The organism is Azoarcus sp. PA01, from assembly GCA_001274695.2.
Classification (GTDB): Bacteria; Pseudomonadota; Gammaproteobacteria; order Burkholderiales; family Rhodocyclaceae; genus Aromatoleum.
The window spans coordinates 210,250-233,748 of sequence record LARU01000001.1 but is presented as its reverse complement, the minus strand read 5'-3'; the positions used below and the strand labels follow the sequence as shown (position 1 = coordinate 233,748).

At 63.3% G+C, this 23,499-nt stretch carries 23 protein-coding genes and 2 pseudogenes; 10 read left to right on the top strand and 15 right to left on the bottom strand.

Going from position 1 to position 23,499, the window contains the following annotated elements:
• Nucleotides 1-374: CRISPR system precrRNA processing endoribonuclease RAMP protein Cas6 (gene cas6, locus PA01_01115; GenBank protein KON82675.1), on the top strand; the 374-nt coding region annotated here is incomplete at its 5' end.
• Nucleotides 375-430: 56 nt separating this feature from the next.
• Here the strand turns inward: cas6 and PA01_18415 are convergent.
• The 3 genes and pseudogenes from PA01_18415 to PA01_01095 all read right to left on the bottom strand — a co-directional run bounded on the left by PA01_18415 (nucleotide 431) and on the right by PA01_01095 (nucleotide 2,302).
• Nucleotides 431-1,598 (bottom strand): annotated as a pseudogene (locus PA01_18415) (IS3 family transposase).
• 69 nt (nucleotides 1,599-1,667) lie between these two features.
• Nucleotides 1,668-2,108, bottom strand: a complete 441-nt coding sequence (locus tag PA01_01100; GenBank protein ID KAI5913757.1) for a DUF488 domain-containing protein — start codon at nucleotides 2,106-2,108, stop codon at nucleotides 1,668-1,670.
• Complete coding sequence (locus PA01_01095; protein ID KON82647.1) at nucleotides 2,105-2,302, bottom strand: hypothetical protein; 198 nt, start codon at nucleotides 2,300-2,302, stop codon at nucleotides 2,105-2,107. Before PA01_01095 ends, PA01_01100 begins: the two co-directional genes overlap by 4 nt.
• On the opposite strand from PA01_01095, the gene PA01_18410 reads away from it, so the two are divergent.
• Entirely contained in the window at nucleotides 2,302-2,487 is a 186-nt protein-coding gene (locus tag PA01_18410; GenBank protein ID KAI5913756.1) for a hypothetical protein, read from the top strand. The two genes, PA01_01095 and PA01_18410, sit on opposite strands and share 1 nt — an antisense overlap.
• A 209-nt stretch (nucleotides 2,488-2,696) precedes the next feature.
• Here PA01_18410 and PA01_01090 read toward each other — a convergent pair whose 3' ends face one another.
• The 4 genes from PA01_01090 to ilvD form a co-directional block, all read right to left on the bottom strand.
• Complete coding sequence (locus PA01_01090; GenBank protein ID KON82646.2) at nucleotides 2,697-3,092, bottom strand: hypothetical protein; 396 nt, start codon at nucleotides 3,090-3,092, stop codon at nucleotides 2,697-2,699.
• A gap of 559 nt (nucleotides 3,093-3,651) precedes the next feature.
• On the bottom strand, nucleotides 3,652-3,825 hold the full coding sequence (locus PA01_18405; protein KAI5913759.1) for a VOC family protein: 174 nt from the start codon (nucleotides 3,823-3,825) through the stop codon (nucleotides 3,652-3,654).
• 123 nt (nucleotides 3,826-3,948) lie between these two features.
• Nucleotides 3,949-5,079: a cytochrome P450 gene (locus tag PA01_01085; GenBank protein KON82645.1), complete on the bottom strand. Its 1,131-nt coding sequence runs from the start codon at nucleotides 5,077-5,079 to the stop codon at nucleotides 3,949-3,951.
• 376 nt (nucleotides 5,080-5,455) lie between these two features.
• Entirely contained in the window at nucleotides 5,456-7,159 is a 1,704-nt protein-coding gene (gene ilvD, locus PA01_01080; protein ID KON82644.1) for a dihydroxy-acid dehydratase, read from the bottom strand.
• Between the two features lie 196 nt (nucleotides 7,160-7,355).
• On the opposite strand from ilvD, the gene PA01_01075 reads away from it, so the two are divergent.
• The gene (locus PA01_01075; GenBank protein KON82643.1) at nucleotides 7,356-8,000 is read left to right on the top strand and encodes a rhomboid family intramembrane serine protease; all 645 of its coding nucleotides are present in this window, start codon (nucleotides 7,356-7,358) and stop codon (nucleotides 7,998-8,000) included.
• An 804-nt stretch (nucleotides 8,001-8,804) separates the two neighbouring features.
• Here the strand turns inward: PA01_01075 and PA01_01070 are convergent.
• The 5 genes from PA01_01070 to PA01_01050 form a co-directional block, all read right to left on the bottom strand.
• Nucleotides 8,805-9,698: a DNA/RNA non-specific endonuclease gene (locus tag PA01_01070; protein ID KON82674.2), complete on the bottom strand. Its 894-nt coding sequence runs from the start codon at nucleotides 9,696-9,698 to the stop codon at nucleotides 8,805-8,807.
• Nucleotides 9,699-9,888: 190 nt separating this feature from the next.
• On the bottom strand, nucleotides 9,889-11,166 hold the full coding sequence (locus tag PA01_01065; protein KON82642.1) for a Y-family DNA polymerase: 1,278 nt from the start codon (nucleotides 11,164-11,166) through the stop codon (nucleotides 9,889-9,891).
• A 6-nt stretch (nucleotides 11,167-11,172) separates the two neighbouring features.
• On the bottom strand, nucleotides 11,173-11,610 hold the full coding sequence (locus PA01_01060) for a S24 family peptidase (protein KON82673.1): 438 nt from the start codon (nucleotides 11,608-11,610) through the stop codon (nucleotides 11,173-11,175).
• Nucleotides 11,611-12,016: 406 nt separating this feature from the next.
• A complete protein-coding gene (locus PA01_01055; GenBank protein ID KON82641.1) occupies nucleotides 12,017-12,682 on the bottom strand; it encodes an SOS response-associated peptidase in 666 nt (221 codons plus the stop codon).
• Between the two features lie 384 nt (nucleotides 12,683-13,066).
• Entirely contained in the window at nucleotides 13,067-13,714 is a 648-nt protein-coding gene (locus tag PA01_01050) for a BBE domain-containing protein (GenBank protein ID KAI5913755.1), read from the bottom strand.
• 96 nt (nucleotides 13,715-13,810) lie between these two features.
• Here PA01_01050 and PA01_01045 point away from each other — a divergent pair, with 96 nt between their 5' ends.
• Complete coding sequence (locus tag PA01_01045; GenBank protein KON82640.1) at nucleotides 13,811-14,257, top strand: nucleoside deaminase; 447 nt, start codon at nucleotides 13,811-13,813, stop codon at nucleotides 14,255-14,257.
• 428 nt (nucleotides 14,258-14,685) lie between these two features.
• Here PA01_01045 and hflX read toward each other — a convergent pair whose 3' ends face one another.
• Together hflX and PA01_01035 are read right to left on the bottom strand one after the other, a co-directional pair.
• Complete coding sequence (gene hflX / locus PA01_01040) at nucleotides 14,686-16,008, bottom strand: GTPase HflX (GenBank protein KON82639.1); 1,323 nt, start codon at nucleotides 16,006-16,008, stop codon at nucleotides 14,686-14,688.
• Nucleotides 16,009-16,259: 251 nt separating this feature from the next.
• Nucleotides 16,260-16,493, bottom strand: coding sequence for a hypothetical protein (locus PA01_01035; protein KON82638.1), 234 nt, complete (start codon nucleotides 16,491-16,493; stop codon nucleotides 16,260-16,262).
• 6 nt (nucleotides 16,494-16,499) lie between these two features.
• Here PA01_01035 and PA01_18400 point away from each other — a divergent pair.
• Nucleotides 16,500-16,638: pseudogene (locus PA01_18400) on the top strand (transposase).
• Nucleotides 16,639-16,754: 116 nt separating this feature from the next.
• Here PA01_18400 and idi read toward each other — a convergent pair.
• Complete coding sequence (gene idi / locus PA01_01030) at nucleotides 16,755-17,324, bottom strand: isopentenyl-diphosphate Delta-isomerase (GenBank protein KON82637.1); 570 nt, start codon at nucleotides 17,322-17,324, stop codon at nucleotides 16,755-16,757.
• 227 nt (nucleotides 17,325-17,551) lie between these two features.
• Here idi and PA01_01025 point away from each other — a divergent pair, with 227 nt between their 5' ends.
• The 5 genes from PA01_01025 (at nucleotide 17,552) to PA01_01005 (ending at nucleotide 23,462) form a co-directional block, all read left to right on the top strand.
• Nucleotides 17,552-18,340 (top strand): IclR family transcriptional regulator, encoded by a 789-nt coding sequence (locus PA01_01025; protein ID KON82636.1) that lies wholly within the window; start codon nucleotides 17,552-17,554, stop codon nucleotides 18,338-18,340.
• Between the two features lie 453 nt (nucleotides 18,341-18,793).
• Entirely contained in the window at nucleotides 18,794-19,393 is a 600-nt protein-coding gene (locus PA01_01020) for a UbiX family flavin prenyltransferase (GenBank protein ID KON82635.1), read from the top strand.
• A 49-nt stretch (nucleotides 19,394-19,442) separates the two neighbouring features.
• Entirely contained in the window at nucleotides 19,443-21,026 is a 1,584-nt protein-coding gene (locus PA01_01015) for a UbiD family decarboxylase (GenBank protein KON82634.1), read from the top strand.
• A 73-nt stretch (nucleotides 21,027-21,099) separates the two neighbouring features.
• A complete protein-coding gene (locus PA01_01010; protein ID KAI5913754.1) occupies nucleotides 21,100-22,245 on the top strand; it encodes a CoA transferase in 1,146 nt (381 codons plus the stop codon).
• On the top strand, nucleotides 22,242-23,462 hold the full coding sequence (locus PA01_01005) for a CoA transferase (protein KON82633.1): 1,221 nt from the start codon (nucleotides 22,242-22,244) through the stop codon (nucleotides 23,460-23,462). The genes PA01_01010 and PA01_01005 overlap by 4 nt, the downstream gene beginning before the upstream one ends.
• Nucleotides 23,463-23,499: the final 37 nt, after the last annotated feature.

Below are 23,499 nucleotides of genomic sequence, written 5' to 3'. Positions count from 1 at the left end.
TGCGTCTGCAGCATCATGGCAAACCGTTGCGACCGCAGCAACTGACCCCGCGTAAGCTCGTCGCCGACTTGCTTCGCAGAGCCACCTTGCTGGCGGAGTTTCATGCGGACAGCCGCAATCTGGTCGATGACCCGTCGGCGCTGGTGCGCCTGGCCGATACGCTCGAACATCGGGCGACGCTGCGATGGCACGACTGGTCGCGCTTTTCCAGCCGTCAGCAGCGGGAAATGACGCTGGGTGGTGCCTTGGGTACGTGGACACTGGAGGGCACGCTCGAGCCGCTGCTGCCGTGGCTGCACCTCGGCCAGTGGCTGCATGTAGGCAAGAATGCGACGCTCGGAATGGGCGGCTACACCATCGTCGAGTGCGCCTGACCGTGTTGCCTCTGCAGGCAATCTGAGGTGTCCTGTCTACGGTGGACGCTCCCGCCTCAAGCGGCGGCGGCCTGTCTGCTGAATTGTTGAGCAAACACGGCCGGCGCCAGATAGCCAAGGCGCGAGTGGCGCCGTTGGCGGTTGTAGAAGATTTCCACGTATTCGCGAATTGCCGCCTGCGCCTGGGCCCGCGTGGCGTAGCGCTGGTGATGGATCAATTCGTTCTTCAGGCTGCCCCAGAAGCTCTCCATCGGCGCGTTGTCGTAGCAGTTTCCTTTGCGCGACATCGATGCGCGCATGCCGAACTGATCGAGCAGCTTGCGGTAGTCGTGAGCGCAGTATTGGCTACCGCGGTCCGAGTGGTGAATCAGCCCCGCCGCCGGGCGCTTCTGTTGCACGGCCCGAAACAGCGCCTGCGCCGTCAGCTCCTGCGTCATGCGCGCGCCCATCGCATAACCGACGATCTCGCAGGTGAACACGTCCTTGATCCCGGCCAGATACAGCCAGCCTTCGCCCGTCGGGATGTAGGTCAGATCAGTGACCCACACCTCATTCCGTGCGCTCGGGCAAAGGTCTGTCCGAGCAGGTTCTCTGCCACCGGCAAGCTGTGATTCGAGTTCGTCGTCGCCTTGAATTTGCGCTTTTGTCGGCAGCGAAGACCCAGCTCGCGCCGCAGGCGGCGATGCGGTCGCGGCCGGCGGCAAAGCCGCCAGCGGCCAGCTCCGGCTGCAGACGACGTACGCCGTAAGTCTCGCGGCTGCGCTGGTGGGCGGCCTTGATCGCCACCTTCAGCCGCTCGTCCGACTGGCGCTTGCACGACGGCGGCCGTTTCAGCCACGCGTAAAAGCCGCTGCGCGAGACGCCGAACACGCGGCTCATGAGCTCGACCGGAAAGCGGAGTCGCCATTGCTTCATGAACGCGTACCGGCAGCGACTCCCTGGCAAAGTACGCGGCTGCCTTTTTTATAATGTCGCGCTCGGCACGTGCTTCCGCCAACTCCTTGCGTAACCGGGCATTCTCCGCCTCCAGCTCCGCGACCGACCGTGCCCCCGGCGGCGCCGATCCGCCCCGCGACGATTTCGCCGCCGTGATCCAGTTCGACAGCGTGCCCTTGGGCACGGCCAGCCGCTGCGGGGCCGCCTCGTGCGACAGCCCTTGCTCCAACACCAATTTGACCGCCTCGCCCGAAACTCCGGCGTGTAATGCTGACATTTTCTTTGCATCTGCTAGCTCCCGTTGGGCAAGTCTACCAACCGGGAGTGTCCATTTTCGTCAGCCTACCTCAATCCCCTTCAGACGAGGTGCTCGATTCCAGCCCCGGCTGCCGGGCTGCCAGCCACTCTGCCGCCAGACGCCGGTGACATTGGTCGGCAAGCGGCTCGGCGCACAGCAGACATGCCTGTCCAGCTCCACCCCGATGAGTTGCTTTCGTACCAGGGTTCGTTCAAGGCGCCAAGATAGCGCCTCTCGTAGCCTGCCCAGTCGAACCTCCCGTCGCGATAGTCGGCCAGCAAGTCGGCCGCCGGCGCGAGCGCGGAGACATGGAGATAGCCGATGCCGGCCACTTTCTGCAGCAACCAGACGAGATCGCGTGCGCGGGCAAAGCCGGCGAGCTGGGAATCGGGGCGCGCGCGGATATCGAGCAGCAAACGCACGCCCGCGTCAGCGAGCAGTTCGAAGAAGCGTTGTGCCCCTTTGCGGGTGAAACCGACCGTGTAGAGGATCGAACTCATACGTGTTCTCCGAGTTCCGCGACACCGGTGAGGCGTTTCTCGCGTTCGACGTAGGCAAGCGCGAGCAAATCGTCGGCCGACGCGAACAGGTCGCCGTCCGGATTCGCGCCCGCCATCTCGAACAGACGGCGCTCGAAGGCCGCATGCGTTTCGGCGTTGCCATCGGCATGCAGGTGGACGGGGGGGCACCGCATTGAGCCAGCGCTCGTCCGACGAGCAGTGCGCGATGGCAATCGGCCGGGTCGCGCTCGGCACACATGAGGGCCACGCAATGCGTGGCACGGCCGCGCAGCAGGCGATTCAGGCCTTGCCTGAAAGCCCGGGTCGCCGCCATGGCGGCGTAGCCTTCGCCGATCATCTGCTCGCGCACGGTGGGTGATGGGCGACCGCCGAGTTGCTCGCCCATCCAGACATGGCGGATGCCCGCCGGGTGGAGTGCGCTCGCCAGTTGCGCCTTGCAGAAGTGCGGAAAACGCCTGGACCAGGGCGAGCTGCGTACGTCGACCAGCACGCCGACGCCGCGCTCGGCGAGCAGTTCGATGAAATGCTCCAGGCAATGATCCGAATGGCCGATGGTGTAGATCGGTTTCATGACTTAACTGAGCTCCATGACCGCCGGCGACAACTTGTAGCAATAGCCGTGAAGGGCAAACCCAGGCTGATGGTCAGCAGTGCGTCGCAGTGACCGGATTCACCGTCCATCAGTCGTGCGTGCCATCGGGCGACCGCGAGTTCGTCGGTGACGCACAGCCGGTATTCGTGCCCGGCCCAGCCGAAAGCGGCGCGGAGGGCGAATGTGGTGTACCTGTTGTAATCCATTTCGAAGCGCAGCCACTGCGGCCTGACCAGCCGCAGCGACGAGCGGATCGACTGCGCGGCGACGCACTCCGGAACGCGATCGTTCCAGCCGTGCACGCTTTGATCGCCGTTCATCCACAAGGGCGATTCGACATCGACCAGATCGAGCAAGGTGTCGGTCGGCATCGTGCCTTTGTGCTGCCACGCTCCCGTACCGACGAGCCAGTTCTCCTGCTGATGGGCTTCGGGCATGGACTGCGCAAGCGGGATGCACACTCGGCTTCCGAGGTGAGGAATGCCCCCCGCGCGGATCCTCAGAACCGATGCCGGCCAAGCCTGGCCTGCGGCGCGCAGACCGGGCGGATCCAGCTGGGCTGGGGTCGCGACAAATCCTTGCCGGCGAGGCAGATGCCACCGAGCTTTCTGGAACTGGCGAGAATGACAATGGAGTCGTGCATCTGTCTCTGACACGCGAATGGGATGTGGAGACAGAACTCTGCCGGGAACCGGCAAGTGAGTCGGGCTATGCAAGCTTGCAATGACGCGCGCGACTGGGCTCGTTCCCTTGTAGACGACCGGCGCGATGGTCAAGTCGTCGGGCGGCAGGGACAAGCAAGTTGTGAGCTCATCCCCGGGCACCTCGAAACCCACCGCATTTTCTCGAATGCTGGCCGTAACGATTGGCCGTTCGTCGCTGGCACGGCTTCGGCGTCAACCGCGCCGAGCGGCCTTGATCGCAGCGATATCAATCTTTCTCATCCCCATCATGGCTTCGAACGCGCTGAGCCGCAGCTGGATCAGGATCGGTGAGGGCGGCTGTCAGGGCGCGTGGCCTGATTTGCCACAACAGTCCCCACTTGTTTTTGCACTCGCCGCATGCGCTTTCCTGTCCGTCATTTTCTACAGTCGCATTCCACAGGCGGTCCGTTTCAGTCTGGTCGTTGGCCCAACCTGAAATCCCACGGCAACAGCATCTGCGGGCGCCGAGTTAATGCTAGGGGGCACGTGCCAGCATCAAACTCATGCGCCAAGGCGAACGGGGTTACGCCAGCACGATCGGTACCATGGCCCAGCCGCCAACTGGAGACACTGCCCGCTCGGCTGGCCGCTGCGAGTCGAGTGCAATCGACGACGTCGCGGCGAGGAGTTCTTGCATCGCGATGCGCATTTCCAGCGTCGCCAGCAAGCGTCCGGCGCACGCGTGCCTTCCGATGCCGTACACCAGGTTTCGGTCGGCGTTACGCTCCGGACCCATGGCGTCCGGGTCGCCGAAGACCGCCTCGTCCCGGTTCGCGGACGTCCAGTTCAGTTTCACGCGTGCGCCTTGCGGCAGTTCCGCGCCACCGATCGTGACAGGGCACGTCGTCACGCGGCGATTGGACACGAACGGGTCGTCGATCCGAAGGATCTCATCGATGATGGCATCGATCTCGGCGTCAGGTACGCCCGAGCGCAGATGATCCTGCACAGCTGGGTGCGTCGCCAAGTAATGGACCAGCACACCGATACACTGTGCGATGGAGCCCAGGTCCCCACCCGTCCAGTTACGCAGAGCCGACACGATCTCCGCGTCGGTCAGCGGCCGGCCGTTCACTTCGGTCCGCATCAGCCCGGCGGTGACATCGTCCGCGCCGTCCTCGCGCGCAGCGCCGCGGCGCGGCTCGAGCACGGAGCGGATCAGGTCGTCGAACGACTCTGCCACCCGCTGCGTCCACGACCGATCGCCCGAGCGCGTCGCGGCATGGTTCTCGGCAACCCAGTCCACGAGGCGATCTTCGAGATCGGCCGGCCAGCCCAGCCACGCGCTTTGCACCCGGACCGCAAACCGGACGCCCACTTGGGACACGGCGTGGACGGCAACGCCCCTGGGCAGCGACGCGACCAAGCCGGTCGCCACCCGACGGAATCGCTCACGGAAGGGCGCGAGCGCCTCCGGGGTGAGGAAGCCGTCCAGGGCCTGCCGGTATGCCGTGTGCTCGGCCGAGTTCATGCCGTTCGGGACGTGGAGATGGCTCGACACCGCGCTGGAAAACCGGTCATCGCTCAGCGCAGCCTGCACGACCAGTTCGTGTCTCAGCAACACCCACTCGCCATGGACGTTGCGTACGACGCCGTGCCGGGGACGCAGCTCGTCGGTGTAGGCCCAGGTCCCTGCCAGTGGCAGACAGGTCATCAGGCATGTGGTCGGTCATCCCTATCTCCTCCATGCGTTCCAGGCAGACGGCGGTCGATGCCCGGGTCACCAGAACAAATCGCCGGTGCCACTGGGGTGGCGCTACCAAAAGGCGATTCGCCAAGCAGCACCGGCGCGGGCACCCCGTCGGTGACGGTTGCTGTACCGGGCGGGCCTGGACAGGAATCGGCCCGGCACCGAGACTGTGTGTGGCTGATAGAAGCGCGCTCCGGCGTCAGATTCCCGACGGCAACAATTCGAGACCGCCTGTCACCGACCGGCGTGAGAACGCCTGCTGCGACTTCTCGCGATCTGCGCAAGATGGGCTTCGCCAGGCCCGATCCCGCGGCCTCCGGCCGGCTCTGCGGGTCACCACCTACAAGTCCAGATCCGTAACCGCACCCTTGCTGGCGGAACTGGCGAGCTTCGCAAACTTCGCGAGCACGCCGCGCGTGTAGCGCGGGGACGGCGGCGTCCAGTCGGCGGCTCGGCGCGCGAGCTCTTCCTCGCCGACATTGAGCTGGACGAGCTGCCGGTGCGCATCAATCGTGACCGAATCCCCGTCGCGGACCAGCGCAATCGGGCCGCCGACGAACGCTTCGGGGGAAACGTGGCCGACGACCATGCCCCAGGTGCCTCCCGAGAACCGGCCGTCGGTGATCAGCCCGACCGACTCTCCGAGCCCCTGCCCGACGAGCGCCGACGTCGGGGCGAGCATCTCGCGCATGCCGGGGCCGCCCTTCGGCCCCTCGTACCGGATCACCACCACGTCACCCTCTACGATCTTGCGCGCCATGATCGCCCCCATCGCGTCGTCCTCGGAGTCGAAGACGCGCGCCGGGCCGGTGATGGCGGGATTCTTCAGACCCGAAATCTTCGCCACGCAACCTTCCGGCGATAGATTGCCCCTGAGAATTGCCAGATGGCCCTGCGCGTACAGCGGATCGGACAGCGGATGGATGACGTCCTGATCGGCACGCGCCGCCGCCGGAACGTCCGCAAGCAGCTCCGCGATCGTCCGCCCGGTGATCGTGACGCAGTCGCCGTGCAGCAGCCCGGCCTCGAGCAGCAGCTTCATCACCTGCGGAATGCCGCCTGCCCGATGGAGATCGGTCGCGAGGTACTGCCCGGACGGCTTCATGTCGACGATCACCGGCACGCGTCGCCGGATGCGCTCGAAGTCGTCGATCGTCCACGGCACCTCGGCCGCGTGGGCGATCGCCAGAAAGTGCAGCACCGCGTTGGTCGAGCCCCCCGTCGCCATGATCACGCTGACGGCGTTCTCGATCGCCTCCCGGGTGACGATGTCGCGCGGGCGAAGGCCACGTTTGATCGCCTCCACCAGCACCCGGGCGGACTCGGCGGCGCTCGCGAGCTTCTCGGCGTCCTCGTTGGCCATAGTCGAGGAATACGGCAGGCTCATGCCGAGCGCTTCGAACGCGGCGCTCATCGTGTTGGCCGTGTACATCCCGCCGCACGAGCCACTGCCGGGGCAGGCACGCTTCTCGATTTCCTTGAAATCGATCGGATCGAGCCGCCCCGCGGTAAATTCCCCCACCGCCTCGAAAACCGAGACGATGTTCAGATCCCTGCCCTTGTAATGCCCCGGTTTGATCGTGCCGCCATAGACGTAGATTCCCGGCACGTTGGTGCGGACAAGCGCGATCATGCCGCCGGGCATGTTCTTGTCGCATCCGCCGATCACCACGACCCCGTCCTGCCACAGCCCATTGACGCAGGTCTCGATGCTGTCGGCGATCACTTCCCGCGACACCAGCGAATACTTCATGCCCTCGGTGCCCATGCCGATGCCATCGGACACGGTAGGAGTGCCGAACAGTTGGGGATTGGCGCCGGCCTCCTTCAAGGCTGCGACGGCAGCATCGGCCAGCGGTTGCAGCCCGCTGTTGCACGGCGTGATCGTCGAATGTCCGCTCGCCACGCCGACCATCGGCTTGCCGAAATCCGTTTCCCGATAGCCCATCGCGTAGTACATCGATCGATTGGGCGCGCGCATCACGCCTTCGGTCACGTTGCGCGAACGTTCATCGATCCGGGCTGGACGGGTGGGGTCGGACATATCGTCTCCTTGCGGGTAGCGGTTCGCATCCCCGGCTTCAGGGCATCGGCCGCGCCCCGACGTTTCCTGAGAATCATAGGCCGGGCCGCCCTCGGCCGCACTGGCCGGCTGCGCCGCCCATCCAGGTCGCGAGCGAGCCTAGAATGAAGCAAGACGCGCACATAGCGGGCCGAAGTCGGCCGATGAGGCAAGGACGATGGACGTAGACATTCCCGACCCGGCCTACACGAGCTCCGAGCGCGCCCGCGCGAGCTTCCGCCTTGCGTTCAGGATCGCACTCTGCCTGGTCGCTTTCCTGTGGCTGATCCAGGTGGTGAACACGGCGCTCGACTTGGGCCTCGAGAGGTTCGGCGTGCGCCCCCGCGAGTTGAGCGGACTGCCCGGCATCGTACTGGCGCCGCTGCTGCACGGCAGCTTCGGCCACCTGATCGCCAACACGGCGCCGCTGCTGGTGTTGCTTACGGCGATGCTGCACCTCTATCCGGGCTCGGCCGTCCGGGCACTCCCGGCGATCTTCCTCGGCCCCGGCGCCGCGGTGTGGCTGCTCGGCCGCGCATCGGTCCATATCGGTGCGAGCGGTGTGGTCTACGGCCTGGTCGCCCACATTTTCCTGGCCGGCGTGATCCGACGCGATCGGCGCGCGATCGCCGCGTCCCTGCTCGTATACTTTCTCTACGGCAGTCTGGCCTGGGGAGTCCTACCGATTCAGCAGGGGCGGTCGTGGGAAACTCATTTGGCGGGTGGCCTGATCGGCGCGCTGTCGGCGATAGCGCTGCGGCGTCTCGATATCCCGCCTCGCCGCCGCTATGCCTGGGAGGACGAAGAAGGCGAGCGCGAATGATCCATTGCATGGCGCGACGAAAACCGGCCGCCCGCGCGTGAAGCGCCGCGCGAGCGTCCCTTGCGGTCATTTCTGCCGCCGCGCCGCCGCGATGAATCGCCCCCACTCGCATCCACGGCAACATCACGTTGCGTCAGGAGAACGTCTGGATGAGTTGACGTAGACGGTCGCAGGCGACGGGGAGATGAGCTTCGGGTGTGGTGGCAACACCGAGAAAAAGCCCCGGGCGTTGAATTCCGGCGGGACTGAACCACGCAGACAGTGGAGACGGCGCCAACCCGAAGGCCAGTGCTTCTCGGGCGATAACGCTGTCACGCGCCCCCCGACCGTCGGCAATTCATCAGGGTATTGCGGCGGGAGCGCGGTGGCTCCAAGCCGTGTGCAGGCAAACTTCCGCATCGCCGCGAAAGCCGCAGCATTTTTGACACCTTTTCGGGTTGCCAGCGTGTGCCTCGACGCCTGAAGGTCTGCTTCTGCGGTCCACGCCCGACCGATTTGGGTCGAAAATTCGAGTTCCTCGACCGAAGAAGCGGTCAGTGGCCGCCATCAGCGGCTGAATGGCAGTTGACCGGCAGCTTACCGCCCGACATCGCCTATCAGATCAACGACCGTTCAGGACGAAGTCCCACCGTTCGCGAGGATTCCGGGGAAGGGGGCGGCCTCGAGAAACCTGGCGGCCAACTGACGATAGGTGATGGCCGCCAGCCACAGATCCGGGCCTTTCTTGCCGCGGTCGAGCCTTGTCCTCCTTCCTCGTCTGGGAGTGGTCTAGGAGTCGGAGATAGAGAAGGCCGCTTGGGCGGCTCACCCGCGGCGCTTCGTGCTGCCAGTGACAGTCACTTCGTTGAGCAGGGGCCAGCCCGTGCGCTCCACGAACTCCTCGTAGCTAACCGGTGGACGGACACGCGTGTGCGCTGTGTTCTCGATGACGTACGCCCATGCCCGTCGACTTCGCTCGTCATAGACGAGTTTGAATAGGTGGCTTGGTACCCGCACCCGGTTGGCGCCGATCGTCTTCTTTTGACCGGTGAATAGTGGGCCGGTGAAGACGTACACGTCGCCCCCCGCGCGTCGTGCGAATTTCCTGACGTCGGATTCGATCTTGGACCAAATTTTCCGGTTGTTGGTCGGGTCCTGCGGGACGATGTTCGAGAGTGCAAAGGACTGCGCCATTGAAGTCTGGTCGGGTTGCTCGCCCGCAGGCGCAAGATGACCACGGTCGAAGCCGCTGCCCGCGTAATCCTGCAATTCGGCGCGGGTGTCGTGAGGCAGACGGGGATCAGCGAAGAACGCGTCGGTGCGGCGTTCGTTGCTCGCGTCGTTGAGCTGACGGGCTGTCAGGCGTTCGATAACCAGAAGGGGAGTTCGTGTAAGGCCCGAATACACGACCGCAAAGCTATTCGAACACAGGCCGATCGGGCGCCAATGCTGGGGAAGACGTCCCAGATCGAGCGGTTTGGCAGCGGGAAAGAAGTGCGTACAAGCGGCGAGCCCGGTTTTCTTCTGCGCTCGCGAATAAAGGCTTTCGCCGAGTAGATCGCCGACAAAGCGTCCGAGCAGGTCATTCTCTGCACCAGCGGTGGGCGAGAGGCAGAACCCGGCCAGAAATACAAGGAGGGCACGGAGGAAACGACGTGAAATCAGCATGTAGGGTTCGATGAACAGATCAGTGGCAATGACGCCGCCGCCAAGGCGCATGTCAAGACGAGCCGTACGGGGATCCAGCTCATTCCAGCCGGCCGCCGATCAAGACGATTACGATGACGTGTCGCGGTCGGTGATGTTACGGTCCACGACGCCGCGGCGAAGCTTGTAATATGTGTTTTACGCGGCATCGCAGATGACGTCTCCTGAAGGGCTGACCGGCCCGCAGCACCTTTGCGGGGGGTCATTTCGCACGCACCACCGGCAGCTCGTCCCACGATGTCGTATACGCTGGCGACAACCGCTCGCGACGCATCCTCCAGCCCTGATCGACACCCGTGGCAGAGGATCGCAATGTTCCGCGCCCCCAGCGTCGATTGATGGCATCCATTACCGTCATCAGCTCTCGTGATCGATCTACTTCTGTCACGTCAGCCGCGAAGAGCTCGCCCTGTGTGTGGGCGCGCGGGACGAGCTGACTCAGCATCACCCCGGCTTTGTGGTAGGCGTACCCCGGGCGGTAGATGCGTGTGAGGATGCGCGTCGCGGCGGCGATGAGCGCTCGCGAATCGCTCGAGGGTGGCGACACGGGATCGGTCACTGTCCGCTGATACTGGGGCTCGTCAGATTTGAACGGGTTGGTCCGGATCAATACCGACAGGGCGCCAGCATCGCATTGCTGCTGCCGCAGTTTCTCCGCCGCGCGGCTGGTATGGGATGAAATCGCCTCGCGCAGTTCGTCCAGATCATGGAGGAGGTGCCCGAAGGATCGGCTTGCCATGATCTGCTGCTTTGGGGGAGCGACTTCCTCCAGGGCGAGACAGGAGATGCCGTTCAGTTCCCGCACGGTGCGCTCCAGAACCACCGAAAAACGCCGCCTGATCCAGTCAGGATCTGCACGAATGAGATCCAGTACGGAGCGGATCCTCATCTCACCGAGCCGCTCGTTGATCTGTCGGCCCACGCCCCAGACTTCGCCGACATCGAGTTGAGCGAAGAGCGCCGCCCGAGCCTCAGGTGCAAGACGGGTCAGATCGCAAACGCCCGCGAAACCCGGCTGTTTCTTGGCAACGTGGTTGGCGAGCTTCGCCAGGGTCTTTGTCGGTGCAATGCCGACGCAGACCGGCAGCCCGAGCCACTGTGCTATCCGGCTTCGAATCTGCTGTCCATAGAGAACACGGTCGAGATTGCGGAATCCGGATAGGTCGAGAAACGATTCATCAATGCTGTAGACCTCGACGCGTGGCGAGAACGCGCAGAGCACCTCAACGACGCGGTTGCTCATGTCTGCGTAGAGGGCGTAGTTCGACGAGAGCCCTACGATGCCGTGTTGTGCGGCCAGTTGGCGCAGCTTGAACCAGGGCGCCCCCATCGGCACGCCCAGCAGCTTGGCTTCGGCCGAGCGCGCGACGACACACCCATCGTTGTTCGATAGGACGACCAGGGGTCGGTCAGCGAGCGCGGGATCAAACAACTTCTCGCATGACGCATAGAAGTTGTTGCAGTCGACAAGGGCAAACATCCGGGACTAGGCGGGGAGACGTTTGAACTTTCCAACCACGACGCCCCAGATCTCGAGTTCATTGCCCTCGGCAAGCTCAAGTACCGGGTAGGCGGGGTTTTCCGCAACGAGTGCCACACGGCCGCCGCGGCGATACAAGCGCTTCACGAGGCGTTCGCCGTTCACGAAGGCCACCACAATGTGGCCATGAAACGGGGTGACGCTGCGATCGACGACCAGGATGTCGCCATCGAATATCTCAGCGCCCTGCATCGAGTCGCCCTTCACAGGAAAGAAAAACGTCGAGACCGGATTGCGCACCAGGAAGTCGTTGATGTCGAGTCGCTTGGCCTCGTAATCTTCGGCGGGGGAGGGGAAGCCAGCGGAGACGGGAGTCAGCCCGAGCGGGAGGCAGAGCACCGGCGCATCGAGCGCGGCGCGCCAGAGATCGCCAGGCAGCGGCATGCTCGCGTCAAACATCGGCGTCTGCACCCCCATGCGAGGGAAGGGCGCCTCCGGTTCCTGCTTCCGATTCCTTGGCCGCTGGTGCCCCAGGCATCGGCATCGAGAAGTCACACTCCGGGCAGATGCGATAAGTGTGAGCCCCGCTCGAGGCGTACTCGTATCGGTCGACGCGGATCGGGGTATGGCAGTAGGGGCAGGTGAGGGTCGTTGGCATGGCGGGCTTCCTATGCTGTAATTTTATACAGTATCCCGCTTAGAGCAAGTCTATCGAAGGTGCGAAACACGCCTAGGTTAAGTATTCGTTAATCCATTCAAAGGCTTAACGACAGAGCCCTTCTGCGAGAGTTGAACCAGGACGACGCTAGGTCTACGCCACCGATGCCCACCCCCGTGAGTCCTGTCAAATTTACTCGCCGGGCGGATTACCATCAGCCTCGGTCTTTGCACCCCGCGCCGGCCGCGGATCCGCCGTGGCAGTCATCAAATCTGGGTCAAAGGAGCGCAAAAATGACCGCACGTGGGCTTCCGATGTCGCACTGAGCCAATCCCGCCATTCGTCATCCGGAATGATCACGATGGAACGCTTCTCGTCCCCAGGCTTGTGGAAGCGACGCATGAACGGGTGTGCGTCAGCGTTGATCGTCAGCATGGACATCGACCAACGCGGAAGCCCATCGTCTCGAAGTCGCCGTTCCCAAATGCCGGCAATTCCAAAGGGCTCGCCGTCGGCGCGCTCGATGCGCCATCGGACGGCCTTGCCCGACTGGTAGTTGGGTTCGTAGAAGGCCTCGGCCGGGATGATACAAAGCTGGCGCTGCTTCCAGGAATGCCGAAACGATGGTTTCTCGGCGACTGTTTCGGATCGTGCGTTGTACGTGCGACGAGCGATCGTGGCGTCCTTTGCCCAAGCCGGCACCAATCCGAATGCTGCCGGAAGCCAGACCGAGCGGTCGAAATTCGTCAGCACGGGCGCCGTGCGCCCGGGGTAAGCTTCGCCGTAGTCGAAATCGGGCAGTTCGAGCTGGTACTTCTGCAGCAACTGACGCGCAGCCGGACGGTAGTTTGAGCACATAGCAGGGCAACCTCTTACGTATCACGGGTAGCGCGAAAGTAATGCCTAGGGTAAGTGATCTTCCCCGAGTTCGCGGGCTCGCCCTGGCGCATTCCGGGCCGAATCCGTCGATCGTGATACGCGAATGCCTGATTCGTGGTCTGCCCCAGGCCTGAAAGGCCATGGCGAGCTTTCAGACTGATCCGGGCATTGATGATCGATTTCCGGCGCCTCTTGGCCTGGTTGGCCGTTCGCGTTTGCAAGGGGCCAGTGAGTTGTCACGGTCTGTGGACGGCGGTCGACCCCAAGCGGAAGTGGCAGTTGCACGAAAGCAGCCTTTGAGCGCCGCTGCCGATGTGCAGCGACGTCAGGCGTCCGCACCATTGTTTGGCGCGTGATCTCCTCTCAAACCGGCTTGATGTTCTGGTTCATCCGGAAGAGGTTCGTCGGGTCGTACTTCTTCTTGAGCTCCACCAGCCGGTCGTACGTCCCCCCGTAGGCGAACGCGATGCGGTCGGTTTCGTCCTGAGTGAGGAAGTTGATGTATGCGCCGCCGCTGGCGAACGGCTTTGACTTGGCGAAAAAATCGCGCGCCCAGGCGATGCAGCGTTCGTCCTCGGCGGAGGATTCCCAGCGGGCGTGCACGTTCATCACGTAGTTGGCATCTCGGGCCGAGTAGGCCATCGCCTCGGGCGCTACACGGGCCGTCTGGCCGCCGATCGTGGCGACGAAAATCTCGCACTGCGGCGACGGCAGCGTGCCGGCGTATTCGATGATCGCGTCGATCGCGCCCGCGCTGAGCTGCGAGAAGTTATGCGACTTCCAGTAGTTGCGCGCACCGGGCGTCAAGAGGGGATCGAAGGCCTGCTGCCAGGCGGTGTACGGCTGCACGCCGATGTGCTCGCCGAGCGTCGTGCCGAACCCGCGCAGCGGCTCGATCAGTTTCTCGCCCTCAATGGGGTCACCCGCATAGCACAGGGCGAGCACGACGATCTCTTTCCCGTGGACGTCTTCGGGCAGGAAGGGCAGCGGGGGCGCCTTACGGGTGACCATCCCCCATGAAGCGACGAGCGGCCGCTCACGGGACCGATGCTGCCAGGGTGGCACATCGGCTATATTCCCGAATTATCAGTGTAGGGGTGAGCGACCATGGATCCATTCATGCTGGCGGCCGTCGAAGAAGCTCGGTCAGGAGGGGCGGAAGGTGGCATTCCGATCGGATCGGTGATCGTCCATGGCGGAAAAATTATCGGTCGAGGGCATAACCGAAGGATCCAGCAGGGAAGCGTCATTAGACACGGCGAGATGGATGCCTTCGAAAACGCTGGCCGACAGCCGGCGCAGATCTATCGCGAGTCTGTGCTTTACACGACCTTGTCGCCCTGCGCGATGTGCAGCGGCGCGATCCTTCTTTATGGCATTCCCAAGGTCGTCGTCGGGGAAAATCTGACCTTTATGGGCGAGGAAGAATGGCTGCGTTCCCGGGGCGTCGAAGTCACCGTCCTTCAGGATCAGGTTTGTGTGGATTTGATGCAGAACTTCATCGCCAGAAATCTGGAACTCTGGCATGAGGATATTGGCGAGACGTCGGCTTGAATCGCCACGGGAAAGTCTGGCGCTAATACCTGCCCTTGATTAGGCATACCGACAGACCGCTCCACTCAGTTATCTGATCTTGAGCAATTGGAACTGAGAAAGGCCGGATGGGGTCGGGTCCGACTGTAAGGTGAAATTCGAAGCGGACGTAGCGGCCGACATGCGGAGCTACATCCGCTGACCGGCCCGTTACTGCCTTTGGCGGCGACATACCTTAACGACGGTTCAGGCCGAACTGCACTATCTGGCAATGCGGCAAATGGCAGAGTCGAGCGGGCGCTCGAATGTCGCCTCTGAAGCCGAGGGGACCGAACGGAAGTGGCCGAACGAGCTTCGCGGCATACTGCTTGGCAGCGGAGCGCACCGCCTGTCTGTCAAAGTGGACAGGCGCTGGTTCTTCGCTTGCTTGTAGAGCCGATACCCTCAGCTCATCGCACCTGCTCGAACTGCTCGCGCAGGTTCTCCACGGTGTCGCGCTCCCCGCGCACGTGGAAGAACGCGCCCTCGTCGTCGGCCCGCTCCTCCATCACCTCGCAGTTCGCGTAGATGTCCTTGCGCCATTGCTGTGCCGACCAGGGAAGGAAGAGTTCGGCGGCGACAAGGTCCTGCTGGAAAAAGGCGACGATCCGTTGGCGCAGCTTCGCCACGTCTTCGGGACGACGGGCGCTCATCACGACGCAGTCCGGGTACTGCGCCCGCAACGCCGCTTCGCGTTCGGCTTGCGCCTGGGCATCGCCGACGTGGTCGATCTTGTTGAAGACGCGCAGGCGCGGCAGCACATCGGCGCCGATTTCCGCAAGCACCTGGTCCGTGACCTCCCGCTGGCGCTCGAAACCGGGATCGCTGGCGTCGATGACGTGGAGCAGTAGCGATGCATCCAGCGCTTCATCGAGCGTCGACTTGAATGACGCGACGAGCCCGTGCGGCAGGTTCTTGATGAATCCGACCGTGTCGCTGACGAGCACCCTGGGCACGCTCTCCGGGTAGAGGACCCGCACGGTGGTGTCGAGCGTCGCGAAAAGCTTGTTGGCGACCAACACCTCGCTGCCGGTGAGCGCCCGCATCAAGGTCGACTTGCCGGCGTTCGTATAGCCAACGAGCGCCACGTTCGCGAGGCTCTGACGCCCTTGCCGACGCGCGCGCTGCGTCTTGCGCTCGACCTCCATCGCATCGATTTCCTCCTGCAGTTCGGCGATGCGGTCTCGCACTTTGCGTCGGTCGAGCTCGGTGTGCGATTCACCCGCCCCGCGGCCGCCGGTGCCGCTGCGCTGCCGACCTTGCGGTCCCGCGAGCTTCGCCGCCTCACGCAGGCGCGGGGCCATGTAGCCGAGGCGCGCAATCTCCACCTGCGCGCGGGCTGCGCGGGAGCGCGCATTGCGATGGAAGATTTCAAGGATGACCATCGTGCGGTCCGTCACCTCGCAGCCCACCTCCAGCTCGAGGTGGCGCGCCTGCGACGGCGAAATCTCGTGGTCGACCAGGATCACGTCGATCTCGTGGGCCTTGCCGTCGACGACGCCACCGCCATTGATGAACTCGTGGATCTCCTGCCGCTTTCCGGTGCCGAGGTAGGCGGTCGTATCGAAGCCGGAACGCTTCTGGATGAAGGTGTGGACGACCGTCAGCCCCAATGTTTTCGCAAGTTCGCGCAGCTCGGTCAGTGACGCCTCGAACTCGACATCACTCACGTTCGGCAGTTGTACGGCCGCGACGACGGCGTACGTGGGCTTTCCCTGGACTTCGCTTTGCATTAGGAGATTGCGTCTCGTGAGTGGGCAAAGCCGGATAGTACACTTCGACGACGGCCTATTCGGTGAACTTCGCCAAAGCACGTATCCTTGCGTCCGTCCCGATTCGGTCGAGCTCCGCAGTGCGGTCGCCGCGCGCGTTCTTTTCCCTATCCGCCCGCAACCGCAAACCCCCCTATCAGGGCCCTAATTTCATGATCACCCTCAAGGTGCCGAAAGCTAACGCAGCGGCTGGCCCGAGAATGCCAAGCACATCACCGGAAGCCGTTCTCCAGGAATGAGTGGTCCGAAGAAATCAGGCAGGTCAGGACGATGCCCGCACACAGCATGCGCACCACCTGTCGCACTAGAAAGGCGTGGTGTCGCCGCGCATCCTCTTCGCTCATCACGATGTCGTTGAGCTGCGGCGCCGGTTCCCCGTTCTCATCGGCCACCAGCTCCATCAGCAGCACGCCTTCGTGGAAGTTGTACGGTATCGGCACGCGCACGCCGGCCGCCGCTGGATCGTCGAGCGCAGCTCTGCCTGGCTGGAAAAGAACAGGCGACTATGGAAAAAATTGCGAGCGGCTGCTCAACACCAGCTTGCAGTTCATCCACCTCGCATTCCTGGCCCTTTTGCTCAAAAGACTCTGAACAGGTTTTCAGCGACGTCCGGTGCCTCTCGGGTCGATGCCGCACCCGATTCGGAGGTCTAGTGGCGTCCCCGCGCCGGCGACACTGTTGGACTTAAGCTTTATCCCTGGCAGCACTCATGCCATCAAAGTGCTTGTCGATCCAATTTTCTGTGCTGCCGCCCCGGCTCCTTTCAAGGACCGACAGCTGATGACACGATCGAGGCAGGCCGCCAGCCAGAAACTGTACGTTTCGGGGCGCTTGCGGACGTCAACAGTCAATTCCGTCAAGTCCACCCACTTCCAGTCGTCGGCCTCGTCCGGATTCAATACCGGACGACCGTCATGGTTGCCGAAGAACACGTGATCGAATTCGTGTTCGATGAGACCGCTGCCGAACTTTGTCCGGTACACAAAGCTGAACGCCTTCTTCAGTTCGCAATCGACGCCCATTTCTTCCCGCAAGCGACGATGTGCCGCATCGGAGCTTTCTTCGTTTGGACGGGGATGGCTGCAGCAGGTATTGCTCCAGAGGCCGCCAGAATGATATTTGGCTGATGTGCGTCGTTGCAGCATCAGCCTGCCACAGGAATCGAACACGAATATCGAGATGGCGCGGTGCAGCGCGCCGCGCTGGTGCGCCGCCATCTTGCCCGCGAAGCCAACCTCATTGTCATGCTCGTCCACCAGAATCACTTGGTCTTCCATTGGGCCTCCTGAACACAGGATAGAGATGCACCGCCTGCCCGGAACCTGGCAACGCCCCGGATCAGACTTCGCCTGATGTAACAGTCCGGAATATGAACTATTTCCAGTACTGATACTGCCAATAGAACCCTGCGTGTCAATAAATCTAATCCTTGAACTGAGCATTGACAAGGCGAAAGTGGCCGATAAAATTCCAGAACATGGACTTATGTAAGGGAAGCTTCCGCATGAGCGACAGCAATGGCCCCGGTGCAGGAACACAAAGTATCCAGCGCGCCGCGCACGTCTTGCGGATCCTCGCTTCACGCAATAGCACGGGGTTGCGCCTTGTGGATATCTCGTCCCACTCGAGACTTGAGCGACCCACTGCCCATCGGATATTGAAATGTCTGATCGTCGAAGGCTTGGTCAAGCAGGATCCGCAGACGCGCCGCTATTTTCTTGGGCACCTGGCTTTCGAGCTTGGACTTGCTGCCTCATCGAGCTTCAATCTGCGCGACATTTGTCGGCCGGTCCTCGTGAGACTCGCCGAAAAGACCGGCGACACGGTATTCCTCACGATACGAAGCGGCTTTGATACGGTATGCATAGATCGCGCCGAGGGTTCCTTTCCGATCAGAACGCTCACTCTCGACATCGGCACTCGACGGCCTCTGGGCGTGGGGGCGGGGGGGCTGGCGTTGCTGATGTCCTTGCCGGATCAGGCCATCGACGACGTCGTTTCCGCCAACGCTCTGAGATTAGGGGCGTACAACAACCTCACGGTCCCGGCGCTGATGCGCTTGTTGAGTCGGTGCCGAGAACTGGGGTACGCGCTTAACGATGCCCGGATAACACCTGGCGCCACCTCAGTCGGGTTGCCGATACGCTCCCGGTCGGGCGAGCCGTTTTTAGCGATCAGCATCGGGGCAATCTCCAGTCGGATGAGCGACGAGCGTCAGAAGGAGCTGGTCGCGCTAATTCGCGCCGAAATCATTAATCTCGAGGCTGCCGTGAGCGACACGGCCCACCCTTGAGGCCCGCTCCACACGCGTAAGCACTCAGCTCACCTGATGCCTTGGTGGCATCCGGGAATTCATTTGCGCCTCGATTTCGCGTGCGTCGCCAGTTCTGCCGACGTCGAACGCGCTTGCGTTCCTTGTCTGCGCAGTCGCGTATGTCCAATTGACCTGGCTTCGTAACCCGACCGGCTGCGGCGAGTCAATTCAAAGCACCTATGCATTCAACTCCGTCTCCCATTTCGCGGGAGCGGAAGCACCTTCTTTACCTACAAAGGGTCTGATAACAACAGTCCAAAATATGGAATGAAAAGTCCGAAAGACGGATTGTCTGCTTGCGTGATCCTCTCTAGAGTTGCTTCGAAACCGTAAATATCGCGGCTTAGGCACCGAACAGGGTTGTTTAAAAAGTCCATAATATGGATTATCGGTTCGAGCTGAATATACGTTGACTCCTTGAGTGAGAGGCATATGAAAAGACTGATAGTGGGGATCACGGGGGCGACGGGGGTGGTGTTCGGGGTTCGGTTGCTCGAGGCGCTGCAGGGCAGCGACGTGGAGACGCACCTGGTGCTGAGCAAGTGGGCGATCCAGACGATCGAGCACGAGACGCCCTACACGGCCAAGCAGGTGCGCGCGCTCGCCGCGGTCGATCACGTCGAGGGCAACATGGGCGCGTCGATCTCGTCGGGCTCGTTCATGACCGAAGGGATGGTGATCGCGCCGTGCTCGATGAGGAGCCTCGCGGCGATCGCGCACGGCACGGGCGACCACCTGGTGCACCGGGCGGCCGACGTGATCCTCAAGGAGCGGCGTCGCCTGGTGCTCGTGACGCGCGAGATGCCGCTCTCCGACATCCATCTCGAGAACATGCTCAAGCTCTCGAAGATGGGCGTGACGATCATGCCGCCGATGCCGGCGTTCTATAACCACCCGCAGACGGTCGACGACATCGTGGATCACGTCGTTGCCCGGATTCTCGATCAATTCGGCCTGCCGGCCGAGTTCGCGCGGCGCTGGGAGGGGGAGATGCGCAACCGCAAGGTTGCCAATCTCCAGCCGCAGAAGTAATCGCACATACCCCCGAAATTCCCGAGTAAAGCAACCTGGAGGTAACACGATGAACGATCTGGCAACGAAAGAAATCGATGCGGTGGCCCTGCGGGCCGGGGTCAAGGACCTGCGCGAAGCGCTCGAGTGGTTCCGCACCCAAGGCTACTTGGTCGAGACCGACAAGGAAGTCAATCCTGACCTCGAGATCACCGGTCTGCAGAAGATCTTCGACGGCAGCCTGCCGATGCTCTTCAACAACGTCAAAGGCATGCCCCATGCCCGCGCGATCACGAACCTCTTTGGCGACATCCGTGTCGTCGAAGGCCTCTTCGGCTGGGAGAACTCGCTCGACCGCGTCAAGAAGGTCGCACGCGCGATCGACCATCCGCTCGCGCCGATCATCATCGGCCAGGACGAGGCGCCGGTGCAGGAAGAGGTGATCACCGATGACCTCGACGTCAACAAGTGGCTGACGGCGATCCGCCATACGCCGCTCGAGACCGAGCTGACGATCGGCTCGGGCATCTCGTGCGTCGTCGGCCCGTACTTCGATGGCGGCAGCCACATCGGCTACAACCGCATGAACTTCCGCTGGGGCAACGTCGGCACGTTCCAGATTTCGCCCGGATCGCACATGTGGCAGGTGATGACCGAGCACTACAAGGACGACGAGCCGATCCCGCTGACGATGTGCTTCGGCGTGCCCCCGTCGTGCACCTTCGTCGCCGGCTCGGGCTTCGACTACGCGATCCTGCCCAAGGGCTGCGACGAGATCGGCATCGCCGGCGCGATCCAGGGCTCGCCGGTGCGCCTCGTCAAGTGCCGCACGATCGACGCCTACACGCTCGCCGACGCCGAGTACGTGCTCGAAGGCTATCTGCACCCGCGCGACAAGCGCTACGAGACGGCCGAGTCGGAAGCGGCCGACGTCCAGGGCCGTTTCCACTTCCATCCGGAGTGGGCCGGCTACATGGGCAAGGCGTACAAGGCACCGACGTTCCACGTCACCGCGATCACGATGCGCCGGCGCGAGAGCAAGCCGATCATCTTCCCGCTCGGCGTGCACACGGCCGACGACGCCAACATCGACACTTCGGTGCGCGAGTCGGCGATCTTCGCCCTGTGCGAGCGGCTGCAGCCGGGCATCGTGCAGAACGTGCATATCCCGTACTGCATGACCGACTGGGGCGGCTGCATCATCCAGGTCAAGAAGCGCAACCAGATCGAGGAAGGCTGGCAGCGCAATTTCCTCTCCGCGATCCTGTCGTGCTCGCAAGGGATGCGCCTGGCGATCGCGGTGAGCGAAGACGTCGATATCTACTCGATGGACGACATCATGTGGTGTCTGACCACCCGCGTGAATCCGCGCACCGACATCCTCAACCCGATCCCGGGCGGGCGTGGCCAGACCTTCATGCCGGCCGAGCGCATGACTTCGGGCGACAAGCAATGGACCGCGTCGAACACCCAGTTCGAAGGCGGCATGGGGATCGACGCGACGGTGCCGTTCGGCTACGAGAGCGACTTCCACCGCCCCGTCTATGGCGTCGATCTGGTCAAGCCGGAAGCTTTCTTCGGCGAGGGCGACATCCGGAAGATGCGCTCGCGCATGGAAGGCTGGGTGCTGTCCCTGGCGCGCACGGGACGCTGACCGCTGCTGCCACCACAAAGGAGTCCGTGATGCTTAAAGCATACCGGGTCCTGGATCTGAGCAACCGCACCGGATGGCTCGCCGGACGGTTGCTCGCCGATCTCGGGGCCGATGTGATCAAGGTGGAGGCGCCGGGGCCGGTATCGACGATCCGGACTGGCAGGCCTACAACGTCAACAAGCGGCTGCTGCGTCTCGATCTCGAAACGCCCGAAGGCCGGTCGGGCTTCGATCGGCTGATAGGCGGCATCGACATCCTGATCGAATCGGCAACGCCGGGCGAGCGCGCCCGGTGCTTGGATCCGACCCGGCTGCGCAACCTCAACCGAAGACTGATCCACGTATCGGTCACGCCGTTCGGCTCGACCGGTCCGCGCTCGGACTGGCTCGCGTCCGACCTCGAGTTAATGGCCGCGGGCGGCGCGATGTCGCTTGCGGGCGAGCCCGACGATGCGCCCAAGCGCGTGACGGTGCCCCAGTCGTACTGCTGGGCGGGCGCGCAGGCGGCCGTCGGCGCGCTGACGGCCCTCCTTCATCGCACAACGACAGGGGAGGGGCAGCATGTGGACGTGTCGGGACAGGCGGCAGTGATCCTTGCGCTGTCGCACGCGCCGGCGTTCTGGGACATGGAAGGCAGCGTTCCGACCCGCGCCGGCGCCTACGTCACCGGTCGTTCGATCAAGGGGGCACGCTATCGCGCCTTCTGGCCCTGTGCGGACGGCTATCTGAATTTCGTGCTCTACGGCGGCCCGGCCGGGCGGCGCACGAACGCGCAGCTGGTCGCGTGGATGCGCGAGTGCGGCGCCGAACTCGGGGATCTCGCGCAAATCGACTGGAAACGATTCGATCCGAGGCTTGCGACGCAGGAAGAGGTCGACGGGCTGGAGCGGCCGATCGCCGCCTTCTTTCTCCGACTCACAAAGCGGGAATTCCTCGACCAGGCGAGCTGCCGCGAGATGCTCGGCTATCCCGTGTCGACGATGCGGGACATTGCCGACGACCCGCAACTGGCGGCCCGGGAATTCTGGCACGACCTGAAGACGCCGAACGGCGAGCCGCAGCGGCATTGCGGCAGTTTTGCGATTATCGACCAGCTACGTGCGCCGCTTCGCCATGCGCCGGGTTCGGAAATCGATCTGAACGCATTGCTGGCCGAACTCGGCCTCGGCGCCGCCGCAGGCGAAGCTGTCGATACGGCAGAGGAGGGGCAATTCGTATGAGCGCGATCTCTCAAGCCCTGTCGGGTGTGAAAGTGGCGGAATTCGGCGCGTATGCTGCCGGGCCGCATATCGGCAAGATGCTCGCGACCTTCGGCGCAACGGTCGTACACGTCGAATCCCATCAGCGTCCCGACGGGTTCCGCAACGAGTACCCGCCCTACAAGGATGGCCGCCCCGGACCGGATCGGAGCGGATGCTTCGCGATCTTCAACGACTCCAAATATGACGTGACGCTGGACCTGAAGACTCCCGCCGGAGTCGAGGTGGCGCAGCGACTGATCACGTGGGCCGACGTCGTCATCGAGAACATGCGCCCCGACGTCATGTCGCGCCTCGGCCTTGGCTACGAGACGGCCCGCCAACTGAATCCGGGCATCGTCATGATCTCGAGCTGCAACATGGGGCAAACCGGCCCGCGCGCGCAGACGCCCGGCTTCGGCTCGCAGCTGTCGGCGCTTGCCGGCTTCTGTGGCCTGACCGGTGATCCCGACGGGCCGCCGATGCTGCTGTACGGGCCGTATATCGACTTCATCGCCTCGACACTCGGGGCCAGCGCGGTCCTTGCGGCACTCGATCGTCAGCGGAGGATAGGCCAAGGGGCGTGGATCGATCTGGCGCAGTACGAAAGCGGACTGATGTTTGTCGCCGGCGCGCTGCTCGATTACCACACCCACGGACGCGTGGCGGAACGGGCGAACAACACCGACCCCGGCGCGGCGCCGCACGACGCCTACCAATGCAGCGGCGGCACCTGGCTCGCGCTTTCGTGCTGGTCTGACGAGGAGTTCGCGCGCCTCGCCGCAGCACTGATGCGCCCCGATTTGCCGGCCCATCCACGTTTCGCGACGCTGGCGGCGCGCAAGGCAAATATTGCGGAGCTCGATGCAATCATTTCCTCGTGTCTGGTCACGCAGGACGCCGAGGAGGCTGCCGTTCGGTTCCAGGCAGCGCAGGTTCACGCCTACCCGGTCAACACGATCGCCGATCTTTTCCGGGATCCGCAGCTCGCCTACCGCCGGATCTGGCGCCGCCGTCTGCACGGCGAAATCGGGGATGTCGCGTGTTATTTCTCGGCATTCGATCTTTCGGCCACGCCCGGCGATGTGATGGCCGCAGCGCCTTGTCTCGGCCAGGACAACGAACTCGTGTTCCGCGAATTTCTTGCCATGACCGACGTCGAGTATGCGGACTATCAGATCGAAGGAGCGTTCCAGTGACGCTCTGCTCGTTGCGCGCCGATCATCACGTCCGCGG

Coding starts and splice junctions, on each gene's coding strand:
- PA01_01005 (KON82633.1), top strand. CDS start 22,242: ATGAGCGCGATCTCTCAAGCCCTGTCGGGTGTGAAAGTGGCGGAATTC.
- PA01_01075 (KON82643.1), top strand. CDS start 7,356: ATGGACGTAGACATTCCCGACCCGGCCTACACGAGCTCCGAGCGCGCC.
- PA01_01095 (KON82647.1), bottom strand. CDS start 2,302: ATGCGGTGCCCCCCCGTCCACCTGCATGCCGATGGCAACGCCGAAACG.
- PA01_01065 (KON82642.1), bottom strand. CDS start 11,166: ATGTTTGCCCTTGTCGACTGCAACAACTTCTATGCGTCATGCGAGAAG.
- idi (KON82637.1), bottom strand. CDS start 17,324: ATGGAAGACCAAGTGATTCTGGTGGACGAGCATGACAATGAGGTTGGC.
- ilvD (KON82644.1), bottom strand. CDS start 7,159: ATGTCCGACCCCACCCGTCCAGCCCGGATCGATGAACGTTCGCGCAAC.
- PA01_01025 (KON82636.1), top strand. CDS start 17,552: ATGAGCGACAGCAATGGCCCCGGTGCAGGAACACAAAGTATCCAGCGC.
- PA01_01090 (KON82646.2), bottom strand. CDS start 3,092: ATGCCGACCGACACCTTGCTCGATCTGGTCGATGTCGAATCGCCCTTG.
- PA01_01015 (KON82634.1), top strand. CDS start 19,443: ATGAACGATCTGGCAACGAAAGAAATCGATGCGGTGGCCCTGCGGGCC.
- PA01_01020 (KON82635.1), top strand. CDS start 18,794: ATGAAAAGACTGATAGTGGGGATCACGGGGGCGACGGGGGTGGTGTTC.
- PA01_01055 (KON82641.1), bottom strand. CDS start 12,682: ATGTGCTCAAACTACCGTCCGGCTGCGCGTCAGTTGCTGCAGAAGTAC.
- PA01_01100 (KAI5913757.1), bottom strand. CDS start 2,108: ATGAGTTCGATCCTCTACACGGTCGGTTTCACCCGCAAAGGGGCACAA.
- PA01_01060 (KON82673.1), bottom strand. CDS start 11,610: ATGCCGCTGCCTGGCGATCTCTGGCGCGCCGCGCTCGATGCGCCGGTG.
- PA01_01045 (KON82640.1), top strand. CDS start 13,811: ATGGATCCATTCATGCTGGCGGCCGTCGAAGAAGCTCGGTCAGGAGGG.
- hflX (KON82639.1), bottom strand. CDS start 16,008: ATGCAAAGCGAAGTCCAGGGAAAGCCCACGTACGCCGTCGTCGCGGCC.
- PA01_01010 (KAI5913754.1), top strand. CDS start 21,100: ATGGCTCGCCGGACGGTTGCTCGCCGATCTCGGGGCCGATGTGATCAA.
- PA01_01085 (KON82645.1), bottom strand. CDS start 5,079: ATGACCTGTCTGCCACTGGCAGGGACCTGGGCCTACACCGACGAGCTG.
- PA01_01070 (KON82674.2), bottom strand. CDS start 9,698: ATGCGCCTTGGCGGCGGCGTCATTGCCACTGATCTGTTCATCGAACCC.
- PA01_01050 (KAI5913755.1), bottom strand. CDS start 13,714: ATGGTCACCCGTAAGGCGCCCCCGCTGCCCTTCCTGCCCGAAGACGTC.